This window comes from Haloarcula terrestris (assembly GCF_031624315.1).
Taxonomy (GTDB): Archaea; Halobacteriota; Halobacteria; order Halobacteriales; family Haloarculaceae; genus Haloarcula; species Haloarcula terrestris.
In genome coordinates this window covers 1-18,882 of the sequence record NZ_JAMQOM010000025.1, presented here as the reverse complement: position 1 = coordinate 18,882, position 18,882 = coordinate 1, and the positions used below count along the sequence as shown (strand labels likewise).

Below are 18,882 nucleotides of genomic sequence, written 5' to 3'. Positions count from 1 at the left end.
CCGTGCGTGCGCGAAGCTGGTGGCTCGAATTCCGTGAAATCATCCTCAAAGCCACCGTCTACAACCTTCGTCGGAGCGTCCGATATCCGTGAAATCCAGCGCAGTGTATCGAAACTACAGAGCCGATTGAGTAGTTCTGTGGGATGTACGTCGTACGCCAATCCGATCAACAGCGCTTCTACTTCAGCCAGATACGCTGGATAGCCGTACGGTCCGGGATACGGTTCTGGGTCCCATGCTCGCACCCAGAGGTAGGTCTGCTTTTTGAGCTGGTGGGTGCCCTGTTCGAACAGTTCGCTAGCCCAGTTGCGTTTCTTCGAATCGTCACCAAACACGGTTTCTGACAGCTCGCCGATATGCCAGTAGCTGCCATCTCCCCATCGAGCGAAACTCCGTGTTCCTGCCCTGTCCTTTGCGATTTCCTCGAAGTTCGCACTCAGTTCGTTCTTTTTCCCGTATGCCTCTGCCTTGCCAATATACCGGGGGATCACATCGTCTGGGGATGGAGTGTCGGACGCAAGCTGGTACATGACGTACAGCAATCCATTGGGGCCGTCTGTCACCCCATCGCTATGGACACAGCGCTTTCCCTCCTGGCGTATCCGGGCATCGATCGCCTTAGACCGTTTGAGAACCGTCGATGACCCCACATCAGTAAGCGTAACGGTGAGATTCTGATCCGTGTCGAAAAGTGGGATCGGATCCGTCTCGTCAGGGTCGTTGATCTCCTGACAGATCGTCTGTCGGAGCCAGTCGTGCCACAGCTCTGTTTTATTCTTCCCTCGCAGGTCTCTATCTGGGTTGCTGTGGGCCATCCTCGCTTCTTCATTCGGTTTCTCGGTATCCAGATCAACCCAGTCAGGACCTACTTTCCCCATCTCGTGTGGAACCCTGTTTGGAACGAAATCTCGGTTCGCGAGGACCCGATTGAATCTCGGATTCGAATGGGCAAGGCCGACGGCCTTCGCCTCAAGTTCCTGTCGATACGTGGGATACCCATACGGACCGGTCTCGATCTCACCGACATCAACCACCCAGACATACAGTGGGGACTCGGCTCGATCGTAGACCGTCGCAATGTGATCGTATTTGCCGAAACTGCCCCATGAGCCATCGTCTTCCCAGTCCGATATCGGAAGCGCATCGCGGATCTGTCTGAAGTGGTCCATAAGCCGACTGGCTGTGTTGCTCGTTTCTCCGATATAGACCGGGATGATATCAGTCGGTCCCTCCACAGGCTCATCGAGAAGATACAATAGATAGAGGTAATCGCCACTCCCTCGCCCCAATCGGTACGAGTCGTATGCTTCAGTCATTTCCAGTGTTGGACTGGAATCGTCAATCATTGGGACCGGGTCGGGCGTGTCCGTAGCACTGATATCAGCCAGAACTGTCCCTGTTACCCACTCAGACCACAACTCGTCTTTCGAGCGGTTGCTCACTATATGAGTCACTCTTTGAGCGAGCAAAAAAGATCCCATGCGTTGAGTGTACCTAGATCTGGTTCGCTGGACGCATCGCTTCCACTACTCCCAGCTACTGGGGGCGAAACCAAGCCGCACCACGATGAATCGATACCCAAATACAACGACCATAATAAGCACTAATTCGAGCCAGAACGCGACCTCACCGACAATTGCTTGAGAGACTTCAAGGATGAAAAACACCAGCAGCAACATCGCAAGATAGTGTGGCGCGAGTTCCAGCAGTTGTTCTTTGTCCATACCGCCCATAGGTGATGAACTCTCAAACCCTTTCCTCCACGCCCAGAGTCGGGGAGACATACAACTCTTCACAAGATATCGAGCGGTCAGGTGTTTTGTCTGCCCCTGAAGGGTGCGGGGCAACACACAGTGCCTCGCAGGTTTTCGAGATGGCTTCGAACACGACCCCGCGAGTGCAATTTTCCTCCAGTGACACTCGCACGGACGAGATGCATCGCACGATCGAACAGTGGGCCGAAGAACTGGTCGACAGCGTCGAAGCGGCGAAAGCAAGCGAACAGTTCCAGGCGTGGCTTGACGTCCAGAGTCGGTTCCACGACTATTCGTATCGGAATACATTGCTGATCGCACGCCAGTGTCCTGAGGCGACGAAAGTTGCTGGCTACCGGACGTGGCAAGACGAGTTCAACAGACAGGTCCAGGACGGTGAACAGGCCATCTGGATCTGGGCACCAATTATCGCCAGGCAATGTCCGGGCTGTGGCAACTCACCCAACTACCACGCAAATACTGACTGTGAGTACAACGAGACACCACCCGAGGAGTGGTCCGAGGGACCTGTCGCGTTCAAACCTGTCCCAGTCTTCGATATCTCACAAACAGACGGTGAACCGTTACCAGAACTGGACACGGACGCCCGTGGAGACGCGACTGACCTCTTCCCTGCTGTCTTTGGTGCAGCCGACACACTCGATGTGCAAGCAGAGATCACCGATGCTGACGAGTGGGCACACGGGGCAGCAAACGGGATCTGCCAGACGACAGACCCAGATACGACACAACCGATTGCAGAGATTCAGGTCAAAGATCGGGAGAACACAGCGGCCGTTACTGCAGTCCTGATCCACGAGTACGCGCATGCGCTCCTGCACAGCGGTGTCACTGACAAACCCGAGCGAGAGAAGCGAGAAGTCGAAGCCGAGGCCGTGGCCTACGTTGTGGGTCGGTACTTTGGGCTGGAGATGAGCGGATCAGCCCTGTATCTCGCAGCCTGGGAGTCCGAGGAGGCTGATACGATTCTGGAACGACTCGATCGAATCAGCAAGACCGCGTCAGAGATCATCGACGCTGTCGACCAGCAGTGAGTGGAATCAAGCGAGACACCCTGGGTCTGTAGCCGCTCTTCGAACTAGACGGCTTCGAAGGCAGTATTCCCAGCAAAGTCAAGAATACGTTCCAATCGGGATATTCAGTTACTACCAGTCGTGACTAGATCGGCCAGTTCAAAGAGAAGCACGTCATCGCGCGTGTCAGCGGTGTGTTGCATATCGTCAGTGTATCCAGAACGGCTGAACAGGACATACAGCGGTTCCCCGTCTGTTGGCCCGTCTGCCCACCTGACTTCTGACGCTGTCCGTTCGAGGTCAGCGAGGACACCTTCGCTCACGGGCTGGGAGGTGAACTTACACTCGCCAGCGACAAGCCCCTCGTTCGTGAGACCGAGAACATCCAACTCGTGTTCTTTGAACCACCACTGCCCGACATCCCGGAACGGCCGGTCAATGAGGGTCGGAAGCGCTCGCTGGCAGCGGCGTTCGAACAACGGGCTCACATAATCCGCCAGTTCAGGCGCAACCAGTTCGTCGTACGCGTCGTCGACGAGTATCCGAAGCTGATCCTGATTACCGTAGACGAACCGGAACCAGAACCGGAACAGCGGTGCAGCGATGCGGTATCGGCCGCGTTTCGAGGTCGTCGGTGATTCGGTGACTGGGATATGGCGTTCGACAAGTCGGAGTCGGCGAAGTTTCTGGAGGTAGGTGCTGAGCGACCCCGACTCCACACCGGCCATGCCTGCGATCTCGTTCGGGGTGCGACGCCCGTGAGCGAGCGCGCGGAGAATACTGAAGTACGTGTTCGGCTGTCGGAGTTCGGTACGAAGCAAGAACTCGGGTTCAGAGTACAGGAGCCCACGTTCTGAGAGGATGGCTTGCTGGACGTTCGTCCCTAACGGCTGGGTGGGATCGATAGTCTGGAGATAGTACGGCGTGCCGCCATAGATCGACCATGCGGTGATTGTGGTTTCGGGATCGTAGTCCGGGAAGAATTGGCTAGCATCGGCCACTTCGAGGGGCTTGAGGTCGATTGTCGCTGTCCGCCGACCGTATAGCGGCGCACTGCCAGAGAGCACCTTGTCCTCCATAACGCTGATCGAGGAACCGACCAGCACGAGCGTCATTCCTGTCTCCTGTAGTTCCATGTCCCAGACGCGTTGTATCCGCGAGGGGAGTGATTCGTCCTCCTCGATGAGGAACGGGAACTCGTCGATGACGACAACAGCATTTTCCTCACCGAGTGTTTCCAGGAGTGCCTCCCAGTCGCGGCGGACATTACGCAGTGACGGGAACTGCGCAGTTGCAGTGTCAACGAACTGTTCGAGTTGGTTCGGTGCTGTCGATTCGACCGCTTGGTAGTACACCGCATCGTCCCGGTCAGCGATAGACTGGCGGACGAGTTCGCTTTTCCCGAGGCGACGCCGGCCGTAGATCACGACGAAGTCTGCGGTCTCGGACTCGTAACAGCCCGTGAGTTGATCGAGTTCGACCTCCCGATCAACGAATTGTTCCATACCCTCAGTAACACCTCCAGGCCAATAGAAGTCCCGATTTTGGAAATTGCGATTTCTGAAATCATAATTTCTTCTTGGAATTCACAGCCACCGCAGAGCGTTTTATTGGCCCCTGACGGGTGCGGGGCCAGCCAGCATTGGCCTCGGATTCACAGATGGCTTCTAGCGATATCTACGAACGTGGCTTCGATGAATCGAGCGGTCGAACGATTGCAGCAGATACCTGTCCGGAGTGTGGTGGATCCCTCGATACGGACGGTGGAGAAATCGCCTGTCGGGACTGTGCCGTCGTCATCGAGAGTTGCCGACTTGACCGGCGTGGGCCGCGAATCTTCCCCGAGGACGATACCTCGAAAGCACGAACGGGTGCACCGCTCACGGACACGAGACACGACCGGGGACTCTCGACGGAAATCGGCCACAGGACGGATGCGAACGGGAACACACTTCCGGCAAAGAAACAGCGACAGTTCCATCGCCTGCGTCGAGAACATTCAAGAGCCCAGTGGCGCTCGAAAGCCGAACGCAACCTCGCAACTGGCCTGAGCGAGATCGCACGGATCACGGCCGACCTGGAGTTAACAGACTCGCTTCAGGAACAGGCGAGTTCGCTGTTCCGGACTGCCCAAGACAATGATCTACTCATCGGGCGGTCAGTCGAATCCATCGCGGCCGCGAGCGTGTACGCGACCTGCCGGCTGAACGAAGCGACACGAACACTGAACGAAGTTGCAGCCGTCGCTTCAGTTGACAGTGACCGTGTCGAAAACGGCTATCGAACGCTCAATGCCGAACTCGAACTGCCTGTGCCACCGCAGTCCCCGGTCCCGTATCTCCCGTCAATCACTGCCGAGTTCGACCTCCCAGCTGAGGTGGAACACAAGGCCCGGGAACTCGCGGCTCGTGCCCACGAGAATGGGCTGAGTAGTGGTACACATCCAGTTGGGTTCGCTGCGGCCTGTCTCACAGTCGCAGCCGCGTCCCTCGCGGATCCACCCACGCAACTGGCAATCGCCGACGCTGCAGAAGTGTCGACGGCGACCGTCCGGACTCATCGTGACCGACTCACTGCGTTCCTCGCCGAAAACGAATGATCATTGCCTGGCTTCGGCAACGTCTGTGGCGTCGTAATACTGTCCATCGTGAATGCCGACGTTGTGGGACGACAGTGACCAGCGAGACTGACACCTGTCCCAGCTGTGGTCACACAGAGATTGCCGTCTACGATCTCCCGTAGTTGGACGGCACGTCGTGCAGAGCGGTGAGATCTGGGTACTGTGAGCCTGTCATAGAACCATTCACGGGATAATGCTTTCACCCCAATCCGGGCTGAGACAGATACTCAGTAAGCGTGCTAATTGACCGCAACACCTTTACGACACAATTGACTACATTCGATTACAGTATGCCGGTGTTCCTCGAAAACCACGATGCAGAAATACCCCTCCGACCGGGAACCACGAAGTCAGACATCGTGGTATATCTGTACCAGAACCCCGAGTGGGGATACTCTCCACAAGACATCAAAGAGGCCCTTGATATCCCCAGAGGGACCGCTACAACCACACTCAAACGCCTCTATGACGAGGATTATATCGGTAAAACTGCCGATGGGTACTACCACGCTCTCGGTGAACGGAGGGATATCCGACGGTACGTCGCTAATCACAATCAAGCACACCGTATGTTTGGTCATCATCGCGATGCGGATGCTACGCCTGAAGAACCCGAGACAAAAATCGGAGAAGGGCGTACTGACGAGGACCTCGATGCAGAACTCGCAGATCTAGAAGACGATCTTCATGAGTAAACTATCGGCAGGAGATGTTTGCTGGGCGCGAGACCCAACAGATGCCCATCCTCAGCGACCAATTATCGTATTGGCGCACGACACACACCCGTTTAGTGCGACTGATTGTACTGTGATGTGTGTCGGAACCAGCGCCGGAAGATACCAGCAAACCACACCCGAGCTCAAAGACAAGCATCTCAGCGGTATCTCGTTCAACGACACCTCGTACCTCATGCCATGGGCACTATATACGATTCCACCGGGCACAATCATCAACGGAAAGGCGAGCGGAAAACTCACAGAAGATGGACGGAGACTGCTGAAAAAGTCGCTTATTTCACTCATCCAGTAACTGGGTGACGGTAGAGGTAGGTATTCTTTTCGGCAATATTTCTAAGAAGCGGTACGGTCGGCACTCCCTCTGTCCTGATCGTTCGCTGATAATTATACGGGGCGTTGTGAACGTTTCGTTGGCAGGCTATACTGCTTCTACAGAATCGACTCAACTGCGTTCTGCGAGTGTTGTTTTGCGCCCTGAAGGGTGCGGGCGCACAGGCGTGTGCCCCGGAGTTGCCCATGCATCCACTCGCAGCACTCACGTTCTCGACCCGAGTCGCAAAGCGCGCACAGTACGAACGGTTCGACATCAGACCAGTCGGAGAAGGATTTCAGATCCGCAACGAAAGTCATGCGAACCCGGCCGATCACGAGTATCTCGTCAGGATGGATGGGTCAATTCCCCAAGCGTGTACCTGTCCAGCCGACGACCGATTCGATGGCGCGTGCAAACACCGGGTCGCAATCGCAATTCGGCGACCGGATGGTGACCAAACACAACGCAGTTCTCGAGATACGGCCCGTATCAGAGGCGATGGCGGGTCCTCGATAGACCCGGACACAGAAGACGTAGTTTCCCCGAATAGCACAGAGCGTCCGACTGACGTATCTAACCCTGACGAATGTGAGGAGTGTCTCCCGGAGTTCCCTTGCTGGGACTGCTATCGACGAGGCCGACGCGACTTTTATTGAGTGTATTAGAATATAATATTCTATTTGAAATAGTTAAATTTAAAATATAGTGTAATCTATGCTGGATTAGTCACTGAGAACAGTGTCTTCCGGGGGGATGGCACTGGTTCAGTGGCGAGCAGATAGGAATGATGGGTGTCACATCGAACGCCGATAGTTCGGCGATAGAACAGAGTCGTATCGCGCTGCTGAAACGGTACAGTCGACAGGCAACTGTGGGAATGCTAGCACTGGTGTTGCTGTGTGTCGAGCCAGCCGCTGCACAGAGTATCGGCGAAGAATTCTGTGAGACGGATATGGCGGTGACGATCAAGAACATCTTCACGCTGATCCAGTTCGGCGGCCCGCTAGTCGGTGGAACACTCGCCCTCGGTGCGGCGGTTGCGACACCGATGGTTCGACAGGCCGACACGAAGATGGAACTCAAACAGATCCGAACACAGGGGCTCATATGGGGCGTCATCATCGCCCCGCTTGCGACGACGATCGTCCAGTTCCTCCTGTCGTCGGTCGTTTCGGGTGGGACCAGTTGCAGTTTCTGAGCAGATGGCTCGACACACGCTGTTCAGAATCGTCTGTCTCTGGGCCATCCTCGGCACGGCACTACCGGTCACAGGCCATCCACCGGAGACGACCGACCACGGGGTGAACGAGTCGGCATTCCAGGATCTCTGGAGCGGTGACAAAGAGCGACAGACCGTAGCTACTGCCAACGCGGCATCCTCGGAGACGCTCAGACACACGAGTGACGTGCCACTCGATGCGCCACCGAAAGCGGCTGAAAGATGGAACAAACGCGATATTGTCGAGATGCCCGCAACGAATGCGTCGCGAGCGATCCATCCGACTGGGGCAACTCGGACCAACGGGACGTATCTCAAAGACGTGGGGGTCGCCATCGCCGGGGTTACACCGTCGACAAAGGCCATGGTATCGGAGGAACGGCAGCCGCTGTACATCGCACCGAACGGAACGGTGCTTGGGACTGTCGACTACCGAGTTGCCGTGCCAGCCGAGACAGATGCACCGACACGCCGCACTGAGTGGAACATCACCTCTCACACGATAGAGAACGTGACGTTACGGATGAACGGTGAGACGGTTGCAAACACAACGACGGACAACGTCGTCCGTCTCAACTACCGGAACCGTTCACGGAACGTATCCGGGACCCAGCCGCTGACGCTTCGAACAACAGCCACAGTCGAACTGACGGAAACCATCTACGAAGAGAAAACCGTCTGCAAGCCCGTCAACGGAAATAGAACCTGTCGGGACTACTGGACACAGCGGGTCGAGACACACACCGAGACGGTCACGGTCGAGCAAAAGCGGCAGGTGAGCGTATACGATCCAACACTCTCGGGCTATCGAGCGACGTACCCGAACGGGGATCTGGGTGTCGTGGTCTTCCGGAGCCAGCCCTGGTACGGGCTCCAGTTGCCATCCGGAGAGATCCGTGGTGTCTGGCGATTCTACGTCGCCCGCGATACCGAGTGGGATACACTCACCGAAACGGACGGGGAGACAACGACAACACATCACTCCCCAGTCCATCCGGTACAGGTGTACGCGTATCCGATTCGAACTGGGACCACACAGGATGCCTACCGTCAGATTACGGTCCTTGATTCGTACGGACGAACGCTCCAGACACCCGCCCTCGACTCGTCGATTGCACTGGATAGCATATCCGGAACCTACGAAGGTAGTTTCGGGATTGCTGCCAGAGCACCACCGGACGACAGCAAACAGTCGGTCCGTGCCATCGGGCTCGTTCAGCGATCACCCACACGTCTGTCACCAGAGACGACAGCGAATCTCCCGGTGAACCGGAGTGAGCTGCGTCTCACCGTCCATAACACGACCGCAGACACCGTGACAGTCACGGTGACACTCAGGGACGCCACAACCGGGGCGCCTATCGAGACGGCCACTCGTGACGGCTATATCCAGCTTGATGGGCAGCGGGTCAACACGACTGCAAACGGCACCGTGCAAGCGACGATCCCACGGCAAGGGAATGCGATCACCGCGACATACCGACCGGATGACTGGTGGCGGACAACTCCGGGCTACGTGGGTGACTCGACGACAGTGTCGACCGGTGGAACGGTCTTGCGGTACGTTCAGATACTGTTCACGATCGGTGTCCAGGTCGGCACACTCCTGCTGGCTGGCGTGTTGATCGACCGCATTATGGGCTGGGGATTCTGGCCACCATGGAGGGGTCTGTAATGAGCCGCCCTCTCTGGTCGGACAGAACGAGACGGAGCGAGTCGACACGAAACCGATCGGTACCCAACAGCACCACGAGGAGGATCTAATGCAGTCACTGGGTGACGTATTCGTCGACGCACTGGAGCGGTTCCTGAAGAAACTGGTCGATCCGGTGTTCGGGTTCGTCGGCGACAACGTCGGCGCACTGATCGACCTCATCGTGACAACGCCACGCCCGGATGCAGTATTCAGTCCCCCGTCGAACGGTGGCTGGCCGTCGATTTACACGTACTACTGGGACACGATGGTGCCGCTGTCGCTCCTGCTGTGGGGACTGTCGCTTGGCGTAATCATCTTCCTGGAATCGACGAGCCACCTGTTCAGTGGGTACCATCGAACGAAGCTGAAAAAGCGGGCCTTTGCCGGCCTGCTCGGCATCCTGTCGTGGTGGTGGATGGCCGCACTGTCGTTGCGATTCATCGACGGCCTGGTCGATTTTATCGTGCCGAGTCTCGACAGTATCGGCCTGTTCGAGACAGTGTCGTTCAGTGCAATGGGACTGTCAGGACTGACGCTTGCTGCGACACTCGATCTGACAATCTTCCTCGTTCTCGCGCTAATCTATCTCGTCCGGCAGATGGCGCTGTACCTGTATGTCCTCCTGATGCCACTGGTGATTGTGTTCTGGGTCCCGGGTATCGGGCCATTCGCACCGGTCGCACGGTTGATGTCGCGGCTTGCGGGCTTTTACGTCCCGTTCCTGTTCATGACGGTCCCCATCGCGGTACTGTTTCGCCTAGGCAAGTTGCTGGGCGATTCGGTTACGGTTTCGATCGGTGGCTTCGGGCAGTGGCTGCTGGCTATCGTCACGCCACTCATCGCAGTTATCGCCCCGTTCGTCCTCTTCTGGCAGGCTGGTGCGCTGTTCTTCATGGCTGACCGTGCGGCCCAGCACAGTTCACGCCGTCGTGCCCGCGACCGAAAAGCAACGGTCGAGAACGCAGGTGAACAGGGAACGCTGGGCCTGAAGAACCTCCGTCGTGGGATCGCTGGACAGTCTGCAATCAGATCCAATGGCCAGGAAGTGCTCGGGTCAGGATCATCCAGCGCACACACCGTTGGACGAAAAGTGGATCAAACGAGACGAACGCTTCGCTCCAGGCTCGGTACATCGAGGACCGATAGCTCGGGGACGAACGAGCGGAGCGATCCCGACCCATCTGACGAATCGAGAACCAGTGCGGATAGAACCGGCGAAGAAACACCCGACGATGATCACGAGAGCGAATCGACAGAGTCCGATCCGTTTGGCGAGTCAGACTCCGACGCAGAGTCGGTTGAGACTGACGAGTCGGATACCGACTCGGACGACGATGATCACCCACGCTACATCTACTAAGAATGGCTGAGAGAACTCCTTCGAAACGAATCCCGAAGTCGCTCGGTACCGAAACAAAGCTGCTAGGGTCGTACACCCTCGGCGACGCCGTCGTGGCGTTGTTACCCGCCGTTGCTGTCGTCTTGCTCGTCCAGTTAGTCGTTCCGTCGTCGACACGGATTGCTGGCTACACGATCCAGGCGCTACTCCTGCCGATCGTTGCAGTCGCGATTTGTGTCGGCGCGGTGTTCGTGTACGTGACACCCGCGTACACGTCGAGCCTCGACTGGCTGGTGACGATGCTCCGATTCCACACGTCCGCGACGGAGGAAGCACATTCTGAGGCGCTGGACCATCATCAGCTTGAGCGCGTGTATCCGGACGCAAACGTAATCGAACGCCAGGATGGTGCCGTCATTGGCCTCGTTCGGGTGTCGCCACCGTCGATGGCACTGGCAACAGACGAAGAATGGGCCTCGACGGCCGATAGCTTTCAGGACTTCCTGAACACGACCGTTACGTTTCCGATACAGATCTACTCGACGACCCAGCCGTTCCCCGTCGAGACGTATCTCGACCACTATCGTGAGCGCCTGGAGGATCCAGACGTGAAGGCAAACACACAACTCCAAGCGCTCATCGAGCGGTACATCGAGTGGTACGAACAGGATCTGGCAGCTCGCCAGATGACGATTCGAGACCACTACGTGATCGTCACGGTCTCGCCCGAGGAAGTCCAGTTCGAACGTGAGAGTATCCTCGCGACGCTCAGTGATGTCCCACTACTCGGCGTGTTCGTCCGTGCGCTGACGGCCCCACCACCTGAACGCCAGCGTGAGGCACTGTTCACGACACTCGAAGAGCGCCTCGCTCGCGTCCAGTCCGGAATCCGCGATATCGAAGGGTGTGAGGCGATGGTCTGTGACGCAAGTGACGGCGCACAGGTTGTCAGCGAGTTCTGGGCCGGCCAGACGCTGGAGTACGGTGACTTCGAGGACGCGCTTCGGACACGCCCGCTCGTGGGGGACCGACCATGACGTGGGATTGGCTGCCATTCCGTGATGATTCGGACACAGCAGCAACGGAACCGAACGAGGACGACACGCCTGCATTCGATGTCGTCGACATAGAGAGTGAACGATCGCTAGAGACACCTGCAGATATCCATCAGTCACTCGTCGCGCCATCAGAGATTGAGCGAACACCGACGGCGATACGAACAGGGGAGCGGTGGGCACGGACGTTCTGGATCGGCCAGTTCCCGGACGCACCACGTGACGGGCTCTTCGAGAACCTGTATTCGACGGCCGAGACACGAACGACGGACATCTCGATGCACATCACACCCAGGGACACCCAGACGACGCTTGATTCTCTGGAGAACAAGATCGAAGACCTGGAGGCGGAAATGGAGTATCTCTCGGAGAAACGCCGAGCAGGAGCACGGGGAGTCAGCAAGGACCTGCAGGACTATCAGGAACTGTACGATGTGCTTCGGAACACGTCGATGGAAGCGTTCGACGTGTCGATGTATCTCACCGAGCGAGGGGAGACCAACGAGGATATTACGTCCGAAACGGTCGCGAATGCGGCCAGACGAGCGCCAGCGAATCTGACGCCAGTGTCGCCACGATGGGCGCAACTGGACGCACTCAGCTCGGCCAGTCCGGTCGGTGTGGACAAGATGAATCGTGAGCAGGACACACAGACGCCGATGTTAGGCGGTGCGCTGGGAGCGATGTTCCCGTTTGTATCGGGGGCGATGGCCGAACACGGCATCGAATACGGGACGTACGCACTCAATGAGAGTCCCCTGCTACTCGATCGCTTCGCCAGACAAACGGGCTACTGTGCGATGGTGATCGGGAAGCTCGGAGCGGGGAAGTCGTTCTCGACGAAACTGCAGTTGCTCCGGCGTGCGATGCACGATCAGGACACAGTACTCGTGATGCTGGATCCGCTCGAAGGGTTCGCGTCACTCAACGATGCACTCGGCGGTGAGCGTGTTACAGTCGGTGGGTCCCGGTCGTTTAATCCACTGGAGATACAGCCCACACCGACGACTGTGTTAGACTCGGTCCCGGATCTGGACCCGTGGGCCGAGCAAATCGCGTGGGTGCTCACGTTCTTCGAGACGTTCTTCGAACAGGTGGCAGGGAATCCCCTTGGTGATCGAAAGCAGACGCTTCGCCGGTGCGTGCAAGAGACCTACGAGCAAGAGGGCATTACCCGGGATCCAGCGACACATGACCAGCCATCACCGACTGTTCGCGATGTAATCGCTGTCCTCGAACAACTGCTAGACGATCCGGCGGCGTTTGGCTACGTCACAGCTGGTGAACAGGAGACCGTCCGGACGGATACGGAATCACTGCTGATCGACTTGCGTCCGTCCTTCAGGGAAGGCGGCGATCTCGCGAATCTCGCAGAACCCACTGAGTTCGATATCACATCCGATGTGGTGTATCTTGATCTCCACCAGGAAGAGGGGACACGCGGGCGGTCCGAAACGAGTCTAATGATGCAGGTGTTGTTCAACGCGGTGTACGAACGCGCCAAACAGACGGACAAACGGGTCGTGTTCGCGGTCGACGAAGCTCACTACCTGATGAACGACGCAACATCGCTAGACTTCCTCGAAACAGCGGTTCGTCACAGTCGGCATTACGATATCTCCCTGCAGTTCATCACGCAGACTGGTGGTGAGTTCGCACTTACTCCAGAGGCCCGGACGATTGCAAACCTCTGTTCGATGACGATCATCCACCGCGTTGACGAGGCGGCGCAGCAGCTAGCCGAGTGGTTTGGCCTCAGTGATCGGGAGATCGACTGGGTGCAGTCGGCGAAAGCCGGGAATGGCACTGATGGCTACTCCGAAGCACTGCTTGGAGTCGACGAAGAGGGCTGGTTCCCGATTCGAGTGCGAGCGAGTGAGTACGAGGTAGAAGTTATTGGAGACTGAGGAGCGGGTGAACGTTGTGCTCCGGATCATATGGCACGAGCAAAAACATTATCAATATCTACAGACTTATAATCAATATGAGCAACCGAGCCCGGAACGATTCCGGGAAGTACACCGACAAATTGACCGAACAGGACGTGCTGAAAGCATTCGACTACGAAACCACTGCCGAAGCACCGATGCTGACAGCTAGCGAGATTACCGACGCGGTCGCCGAACACTTCGATATCGAAGTCAGCAGCGAGACGGTTCGCCGTCGCCTCCGCGAGATGGAAGACAGCGACCTGGTTGCAAGCAAGAAATTCGGTGCGTCAGCTGTGGGCTGGACCGCACTCGTTGGGCCGGGACTTGCCGATGACGTAGCCGCCGAGGCCGACCGCCGGCTCGAAGAAGACGAGTTCGTCAGCCTCGACGAGGTCTAAGGTCGAATGGCAGATGTGTTGTTGGCCGAATCGGCCGCTGACGAGTTAGCGTCATTCCAACCAGATATCGAGCAACGTATCCGGGACAAATTGATCGACGCCGGGGAAAACCCAGATCACTACCTTGAACGACTACGTGGCCGAGAGACGTTCAAACTGAAAATCGGCCGGCGAATCCAACCTAAACGGGACCGTGGTCGATAGGGGATAGTAGTGGGAAGACGGTGTCTGGGTGGACGTAACTGGTAACTCTATTCTTCGGATATATGGTCTGTATCTACTGTTTACCCCGGTATTCTGGGAATCATGAATTGGGTATTTTCTTGTTTCGAACGTTGCTTTCCCACCGAGTCCTACTAACTGCGATGCACATCGGAGCGGGGGAGTTCGACGCTTGATTGTCACCGTCATCTTCTCATTCTGGGTATGAGATTCGGCCCTCACCGACAAAGTACTAACGGGTGAAAAGGTATTAGAGTTTAGGGTGGAATAGCCTAAGTATGACTGATGACCCCGATGGACCAGCTGGCGACCTGTTCACAGGCGTCGACGATGTCAGAGACGACGACAGCGATAGCGAACCACTACTCACGCCCGAGGACCGACCGCGGGGTATCCTCTCCCCGACCGACCGGGACTATCTCTGTGGACTGAAGGAGTACGCTCAGCCACAGACGGATGCAAATAGACGGCAGGATATCCGCGAACGAGTGGTCAACGGGCTCAAGGATTTCGCGTTGCTGAGTCTGTTTCTCGAATCGGACGAGCGGGCGAAGGTCTTCGAGGAGCTTGGCCCGGACGAGACCGACGACGCCCTCGCTTCGATGATTGCCTTCGCCTATCTCGGGATCGAGGGGGATCACCCCCGGCTCGAAACGTGTATCGAGCACGGCGTCCTCCAGGGTGCGAACGTCGACAAACTCTTTCAGTCGGCCGGGCGGGCGACTGACGCGGACGTCTCGATCTCGGTCGAGTACAATCCCGACGTCGAGAAGCTGTATCGGCGTCTTGAGAATGGCAAGGAGCTAACTGATGCCGAGATTGGGGTGCTCGTCCGGGCCGGGAAAATTGGTGGGGAGGACATCGAAGAATTGGCCGAATCACCGAGGGGCTTTCCCGGTGTCTCTGTTGGGAGGGGCTCCGAACCTCGGGAGTGACCCACTACTGGATTGCAGTCGACTTCTCGTAGTTACATTGGTCGCACACGAGCGTGTTTGGATCGATAACTCCGCCCCGCAGCGTTATGTCACCGCCTTCGCAGTTGGGACACGGCTGTTCTTCCTCAAGCACTGCGGCACGAAGCCGCGCGACGTGGCGGTCCGTTTCTGCTACCCGGCCATCGAGGTTGGGCATAGTCGCTTCTATTTGCTCGGTTCGTGTTGATAGGTCCTCGACGTTTCCTTCGATATCCTGAAAGGAAGCGACGCGCTTCCGAAGGGCTGCGAGTTCCTCCTGTTGGTCGTGTATCTCCACTTGTTGGTTGTCGACCTGGGTGGCGAGTGCGTTGGTCTCGGATTGGAGGTCCTTGATAGCTGCGCGCTGTTCGGCGATGACTTCCTGTTGTTCTTCGATAAGTGTCCGAAGGTCGTCGACGGTCTTCTGGGTCGCCTGTAGTGCGGTCGCGTTCGCTTCCGTTGCAGAGGTCGGGGTGTGTTTGGGTTGGTCGTCGTCGGACTCCCATGCGAGTGATATCGACTCCCCGTGGTCGGTCGGGTCTTTGGCCTCTTGATTGGGTTGGTCGTCATCGTCGCCTGGCTTGACGAACTTCATGTTTCGACGCTCATGACGATGGTCTCCTCACACCACGGGCACGCCGTTTCTTCTTGCTGACTCTCCCGGTAGAATTCGAGGACTCGCCTGATGAACTCCGCCCGACTGATTCCGAGTTGGCGGGCCTCCTCTTCGATAAACTCGCTCATGGCACCGTCGACTTTGGTGGAGACGGCGATTTCGCCTAAGCTGTCCGACATTGATAATGTATTATTATCGTCCGGCATCATATATCTTCGGGTAAACCTGGTTTACTCTTAGTTTACCTGGTTTACCGGATATTCAGGTCGGGGAGTGCTGATTATGAGCCGACTGGAGATAGAAGCAAGATCAGATGATTTGGACGTTCAGTACCTCACAAAGCGTCCTCAACTAACTGTCTTGAAGCTTGGGTTCTGCAACGGGCGGTTTCGCTGACGAGGGAACTAGGGCGATTAAGAAGTATCCTCTCCCACCGACCGAAAGTACCTCTGTGGGCTGAAGGGGTACGCCCAGCCGTGACCGGACGCCAATCGGCGCCAAGCTATCCGAGAACGGGTGGTTAATGGGCTCAAGGATTTCCTGCTCCTGGGCCAATTATTGGAACCAGCGGAGCGGGAGAAGGTCTTCGAGGAGCTCGGCCCCGAGGAAACAGACGATGTACTCTCCGCGATGCTCGCCTTCGCGTATCTCGGATTGAACGGGGATCAGCCCCGGCTCAAAGCCTGTATTGAACGCGGCATCCTTCAAGGAGAGAACGTCGACAAACTCTTCCAATCGTCCGGACGGGCGACTAACCTGGACGTGTCGATCTCGGTCGAACACAACCCTGACATCGAAAAGCTCCACCAACGCCTTGAGAACGGTCGGGAGCTGACTGACGCTGAGATCGGGGCGCTTGTCCGAGCCGGGAAGATTGGTCGGGAGGATATCGAGGAATTGGCCGAGTCGCCTCGCGGCTTCCCGGGCGTTTTTGCCGGGCAGAAGTGCGAATTTTCGGAGCAAACTGGTCTATCAGCGAACGGTGGGAGACGTGTGGACATTGGGGATACCCCGACCAACTCCCTCGGTACATCCGGCCAATTATTGGTTGGAAAGGACTCTCAATGATCGAACCCGCCGAGGACGCCCACAGCATCACGCCGGCAACACCCATCACGGACGGCAACGGATCCGCCGGGGTAACGACGCTGATCGGCCGAGCGTGACCGTCGACGACGCCGACGACCCACCGGCCTAACAGGTGTGACCACCTCCGCCGGCTTTTGACAGCGACAGCACCGTCGAGTCAAACCAATGCAACCCCTCCCGATCAGGGTTGAGACCCCTCCAGGGGACCAACTTCCCTCATCGTCGAAGAAGGTCCCCACCCTCGACAGTGAAGGGGTTGTTGGCTGAAACGGAAGGGCCGAAACGAAAGCCAGAAGGAATGACCAAAATGGAACCGGACCGGGGGAGGGGTGCGATCAATCCGGTAATTCATCTCCCTGAGTCGGTACCCAAATCCACACATTTCCCTAATTATACCGCAGCATCGACAGTGGCGTGTATTGGGGTAGGAATTACTGGATCGGAACCGGGCCCGGCGAGAGGGTGTGATCAATCCGATAGTTCAGGTCCCTAAATCGGTGCCCGAATACACACTTTCGCCCTACATGCCAGCCCGTCACGGACCATGTTGCCAATGAGGGGATCGGCGGTAGTCCCCCGCGAGCCCCTTCCGGGGGCTACGCGTGATCGGCCACCATTCGATGGAGCCACCCCGACGAAGGACCAGTCCCACCGGGAGTGAGCTGAGAGCGGTCCGGGGCGTCGGTCACGACCACCCACCGTGAGCGTCTGTGAAAAGACCTATCACCGAGTACCATTTCCGCTATTGACATGAAGGCAGTCGTACTCGCGGCCGGCGAAGGGACGCGGCTCCGCCCCCTCACCGAGGACAAGCCCAAGGGAATGGTGGAAGTCGCGGACGAACCGCTGCTCACACACTGTTTCAATCTGCTCTGTTGAATAGATGCTGAGTCACTGTTAGAGGGGTTCATAGAGCGGTTCTATGTTTGAGATGGCGAACATCAAGACGATTTCACGGAACCGTCGGTACCAGCCAAGCGCTCGCACGGCATCGCCGAGCGAGCGCTTGATTGTCGAATACGAGGTTTCGGCCATCCAGCGCTGAGAGTGGCCTTTTGACCGGATGAGTGCGTTATTCGCGGTAGCATTCAGTGAGGAGCCGCGATAATGAACAAGGTAGTCAATATCGAGTGCAGCAATTTCGTATTCGGTATGCCAGTCTTGGAAACCGTTGTCGGCAGCGACGGACTGCAGGTCGTCCGCGTTCCGGCGGACGACCTGCGGCCCGGTCTTGGTATCATGTTGCCAGCGTGCGGAGATATGTACGTCAAGTACGGCAAGTGACTCCACATCGGTCAATGTCGTCACTTTCAGCGTCTGAACGCTGTTTCCGGAGCGTTGGCGGTAGTACGATGAAGAGATGCGTCGGTCGAAGAACGTGCTATCGAGTGCTGCGTGACCGGACTGCGGGTGTTGCTGCGCTGAAACGCGCAGCAACGCCCGCCAGACCCACATCTTCAGCCGGTCGAAGGACTTGTAAATAGTTGTGTAGTCCGGGAGATCGTCCTGATCAAGCTCAAGAATATCACGGAGTTCATCCATGTATTTCAGTCGATTCGGCGTTTCACGGTAGCTGTGCTCCTCTTCGACCCGGAAACAGTGCAAGACGACGTGAATCCAGCGGGCGAACCCGCCGCTGGCGGGCTCGCCCGCGTGCTTCCCTAAGTTTGGCTAGACGCCGACACTGCTCAACGAAGTCGAGGATGTCGACTTACATGGACAGAGTCAATTCCTCGGCTTCGTGCTTCTACTCCGCGATATCAACTGATTAGACCACTATTCACCTATGGAAACGCTGCTACTTACACAAACCACCGTTTTCGACAAAATAGTTGCGCCGTCCTGTACTCTGCTGTTCTCCCGTCCGGCAGGCGGTCGATATCTTCAGGCGGTGCGGTCGCAGTCT

16 protein-coding genes and 3 pseudogenes are annotated in these 18,882 nt (G+C 57.1%); 14 read left to right on the top strand and 5 right to left on the bottom strand.

The features are described from left to right. Positions 1–92, top strand: a pseudogene (locus tag NDI54_RS21045) (IS5/IS1182 family transposase); the annotation flags it as partial. A 1,434-nt stretch (positions 93–1,526) separates the two neighbouring features. Here the strand turns inward: NDI54_RS21045 and NDI54_RS21040 are convergent. After that, entirely contained in the window at positions 1,527–1,724 is a 198-nt protein-coding gene (locus NDI54_RS21040) for a hypothetical protein (RefSeq protein ID WP_310898271.1), read from the bottom strand. Positions 1,725–1,873: 149 nt separating this feature from the next. Between NDI54_RS21040 and NDI54_RS21035 the strand changes: the two genes are divergently transcribed. Then, a complete protein-coding gene (locus NDI54_RS21035; protein WP_310898270.1) occupies positions 1,874–2,809 on the top strand; it encodes an ImmA/IrrE family metallo-endopeptidase in 936 nt (311 codons plus the stop codon). A gap of 104 nt (positions 2,810–2,913) precedes the next feature. Here NDI54_RS21035 and NDI54_RS21030 read toward each other — a convergent pair whose 3' ends face one another. Next, positions 2,914–4,293 carry an ATP-binding protein gene (locus tag NDI54_RS21030; RefSeq protein ID WP_310898269.1) on the bottom strand — a complete coding sequence of 460 codons (1,380 nt, stop codon included), beginning with the start codon at positions 4,291–4,293 and terminating at the stop codon, positions 2,914–2,916. Between the two features lie 155 nt (positions 4,294–4,448). Here NDI54_RS21030 and NDI54_RS21025 point away from each other — a divergent pair, with 155 nt between their 5' ends. From NDI54_RS21025 to NDI54_RS20980, 10 genes are all read left to right on the top strand, one after another. Then, positions 4,449–5,387, top strand: a complete 939-nt coding sequence (locus NDI54_RS21025) for a transcription initiation factor IIB (RefSeq protein WP_310898268.1) — start codon at positions 4,449–4,451, stop codon at positions 5,385–5,387. A 311-nt stretch (positions 5,388–5,698) separates the two neighbouring features. Then, positions 5,699–6,103: a MarR family transcriptional regulator gene (locus NDI54_RS21020; RefSeq protein ID WP_310898267.1), complete on the top strand. Its 405-nt coding sequence runs from the start codon at positions 5,699–5,701 to the stop codon at positions 6,101–6,103. Between the two features lie 558 nt (positions 6,104–6,661). Next, positions 6,662–7,114: an SWIM zinc finger family protein gene (locus NDI54_RS21015; RefSeq protein ID WP_310898266.1), complete on the top strand. Its 453-nt coding sequence runs from the start codon at positions 6,662–6,664 to the stop codon at positions 7,112–7,114. Positions 7,115–7,242: 128 nt separating this feature from the next. Then, complete coding sequence (locus tag NDI54_RS21010; protein ID WP_310898265.1) at positions 7,243–7,656, top strand: hypothetical protein; 414 nt, start codon at positions 7,243–7,245, stop codon at positions 7,654–7,656. Positions 7,657–7,660: 4 nt separating this feature from the next. Then, complete coding sequence (locus NDI54_RS21005) at positions 7,661–9,352, top strand: hypothetical protein (protein WP_310898264.1); 1,692 nt, start codon at positions 7,661–7,663, stop codon at positions 9,350–9,352. An 88-nt stretch (positions 9,353–9,440) separates the two neighbouring features. Next, on the top strand, positions 9,441–10,733 hold the full coding sequence (locus tag NDI54_RS21000) for a hypothetical protein (RefSeq protein WP_310898263.1): 1,293 nt from the start codon (positions 9,441–9,443) through the stop codon (positions 10,731–10,733). Between the two features lie 2 nt (positions 10,734–10,735). Next, positions 10,736–11,749, top strand: coding sequence for a hypothetical protein (locus tag NDI54_RS20995; RefSeq protein WP_310898262.1), 1,014 nt, complete (start codon positions 10,736–10,738; stop codon positions 11,747–11,749). Further along, on the top strand, positions 11,746–13,674 hold the full coding sequence (locus tag NDI54_RS20990; protein ID WP_310898261.1) for a VirB4 family type IV secretion system protein: 1,929 nt from the start codon (positions 11,746–11,748) through the stop codon (positions 13,672–13,674). Before NDI54_RS20995 ends, NDI54_RS20990 begins: the two co-directional genes overlap by 4 nt. Before the next feature lie 77 nt (positions 13,675–13,751). Further along, positions 13,752–14,096 (top strand): helix-turn-helix domain-containing protein, encoded by a 345-nt coding sequence (locus NDI54_RS20985; protein ID WP_310898260.1) that lies wholly within the window; start codon positions 13,752–13,754, stop codon positions 14,094–14,096. 500 nt (positions 14,097–14,596) lie between these two features. Beyond that, positions 14,597–15,253, top strand: a complete 657-nt coding sequence (locus NDI54_RS20980) for a hypothetical protein (RefSeq protein ID WP_310898259.1) — start codon at positions 14,597–14,599, stop codon at positions 15,251–15,253. A 4-nt stretch (positions 15,254–15,257) separates the two neighbouring features. Here NDI54_RS20980 and NDI54_RS20975 read toward each other — a convergent pair whose 3' ends face one another. Both NDI54_RS20975 and NDI54_RS20970 read right to left on the bottom strand, forming a co-directional pair. Then, on the bottom strand, positions 15,258–15,866 hold the full coding sequence (locus tag NDI54_RS20975) for a hypothetical protein (protein ID WP_310898258.1): 609 nt from the start codon (positions 15,864–15,866) through the stop codon (positions 15,258–15,260). Then, positions 15,863–16,066: a ribbon-helix-helix domain-containing protein gene (locus NDI54_RS20970; protein ID WP_310898257.1), complete on the bottom strand. Its 204-nt coding sequence runs from the start codon at positions 16,064–16,066 to the stop codon at positions 15,863–15,865. Before NDI54_RS20970 ends, NDI54_RS20975 begins: the two co-directional genes overlap by 4 nt. Before the next feature lie 337 nt (positions 16,067–16,403). Here NDI54_RS20970 and NDI54_RS20965 point away from each other — a divergent pair, with 337 nt between their 5' ends. Together NDI54_RS20965 and NDI54_RS20960 are read left to right on the top strand one after the other, a co-directional pair. After that, positions 16,404–16,955 (top strand): hypothetical protein, encoded by a 552-nt coding sequence (locus NDI54_RS20965; protein WP_310898256.1) that lies wholly within the window; start codon positions 16,404–16,406, stop codon positions 16,953–16,955. A 771-nt stretch (positions 16,956–17,726) separates the two neighbouring features. Next, a pseudogene (locus NDI54_RS20960) lies at positions 17,727–17,849 on the top strand (nucleotidyltransferase family protein); the annotation flags it as partial. A 24-nt stretch (positions 17,850–17,873) separates the two neighbouring features. Here the strand turns inward: NDI54_RS20960 and NDI54_RS20955 are convergent. Further along, a pseudogene (locus NDI54_RS20955) lies at positions 17,874–18,681 on the bottom strand (IS5 family transposase). Between the last annotated feature and the right edge of the window lie 201 nt (positions 18,682–18,882).

Bases quoted from the DNA above. Each gene is read 5' to 3' on its own strand.
- NDI54_RS21040 (WP_310898271.1), bottom strand. From the start codon at position 1,724: ATGGACAAAGAACAACTGCTGGAACTCGCGCCACACTATCTTGCGATG.
- NDI54_RS21035 (WP_310898270.1), top strand. From the start codon at position 1,874: ATGGCTTCGAACACGACCCCGCGAGTGCAATTTTCCTCCAGTGACACT.
- NDI54_RS21030 (WP_310898269.1), bottom strand. From the start codon at position 4,293: ATGGAACAATTCGTTGATCGGGAGGTCGAACTCGATCAACTCACGGGC.
- NDI54_RS21025 (WP_310898268.1), top strand. From the start codon at position 4,449: ATGGCTTCTAGCGATATCTACGAACGTGGCTTCGATGAATCGAGCGGT.
- NDI54_RS21020 (WP_310898267.1), top strand. From the start codon at position 5,699: ATGCCGGTGTTCCTCGAAAACCACGATGCAGAAATACCCCTCCGACCG.
- NDI54_RS21015 (WP_310898266.1), top strand. From the start codon at position 6,662: ATGCATCCACTCGCAGCACTCACGTTCTCGACCCGAGTCGCAAAGCGC.
- NDI54_RS21010 (WP_310898265.1), top strand. From the start codon at position 7,243: ATGATGGGTGTCACATCGAACGCCGATAGTTCGGCGATAGAACAGAGT.
- NDI54_RS21005 (WP_310898264.1), top strand. From the start codon at position 7,661: ATGGCTCGACACACGCTGTTCAGAATCGTCTGTCTCTGGGCCATCCTC.
- NDI54_RS21000 (WP_310898263.1), top strand. From the start codon at position 9,441: ATGCAGTCACTGGGTGACGTATTCGTCGACGCACTGGAGCGGTTCCTG.
- NDI54_RS20995 (WP_310898262.1), top strand. From the start codon at position 10,736: ATGGCTGAGAGAACTCCTTCGAAACGAATCCCGAAGTCGCTCGGTACC.
- NDI54_RS20990 (WP_310898261.1), top strand. From the start codon at position 11,746: ATGACGTGGGATTGGCTGCCATTCCGTGATGATTCGGACACAGCAGCA.
- NDI54_RS20985 (WP_310898260.1), top strand. From the start codon at position 13,752: ATGAGCAACCGAGCCCGGAACGATTCCGGGAAGTACACCGACAAATTG.
- NDI54_RS20980 (WP_310898259.1), top strand. From the start codon at position 14,597: ATGACTGATGACCCCGATGGACCAGCTGGCGACCTGTTCACAGGCGTC.
- NDI54_RS20975 (WP_310898258.1), bottom strand. From the start codon at position 15,866: ATGAAGTTCGTCAAGCCAGGCGACGATGACGACCAACCCAATCAAGAG.
- NDI54_RS20970 (WP_310898257.1), bottom strand. From the start codon at position 16,066: ATGTCGGACAGCTTAGGCGAAATCGCCGTCTCCACCAAAGTCGACGGT.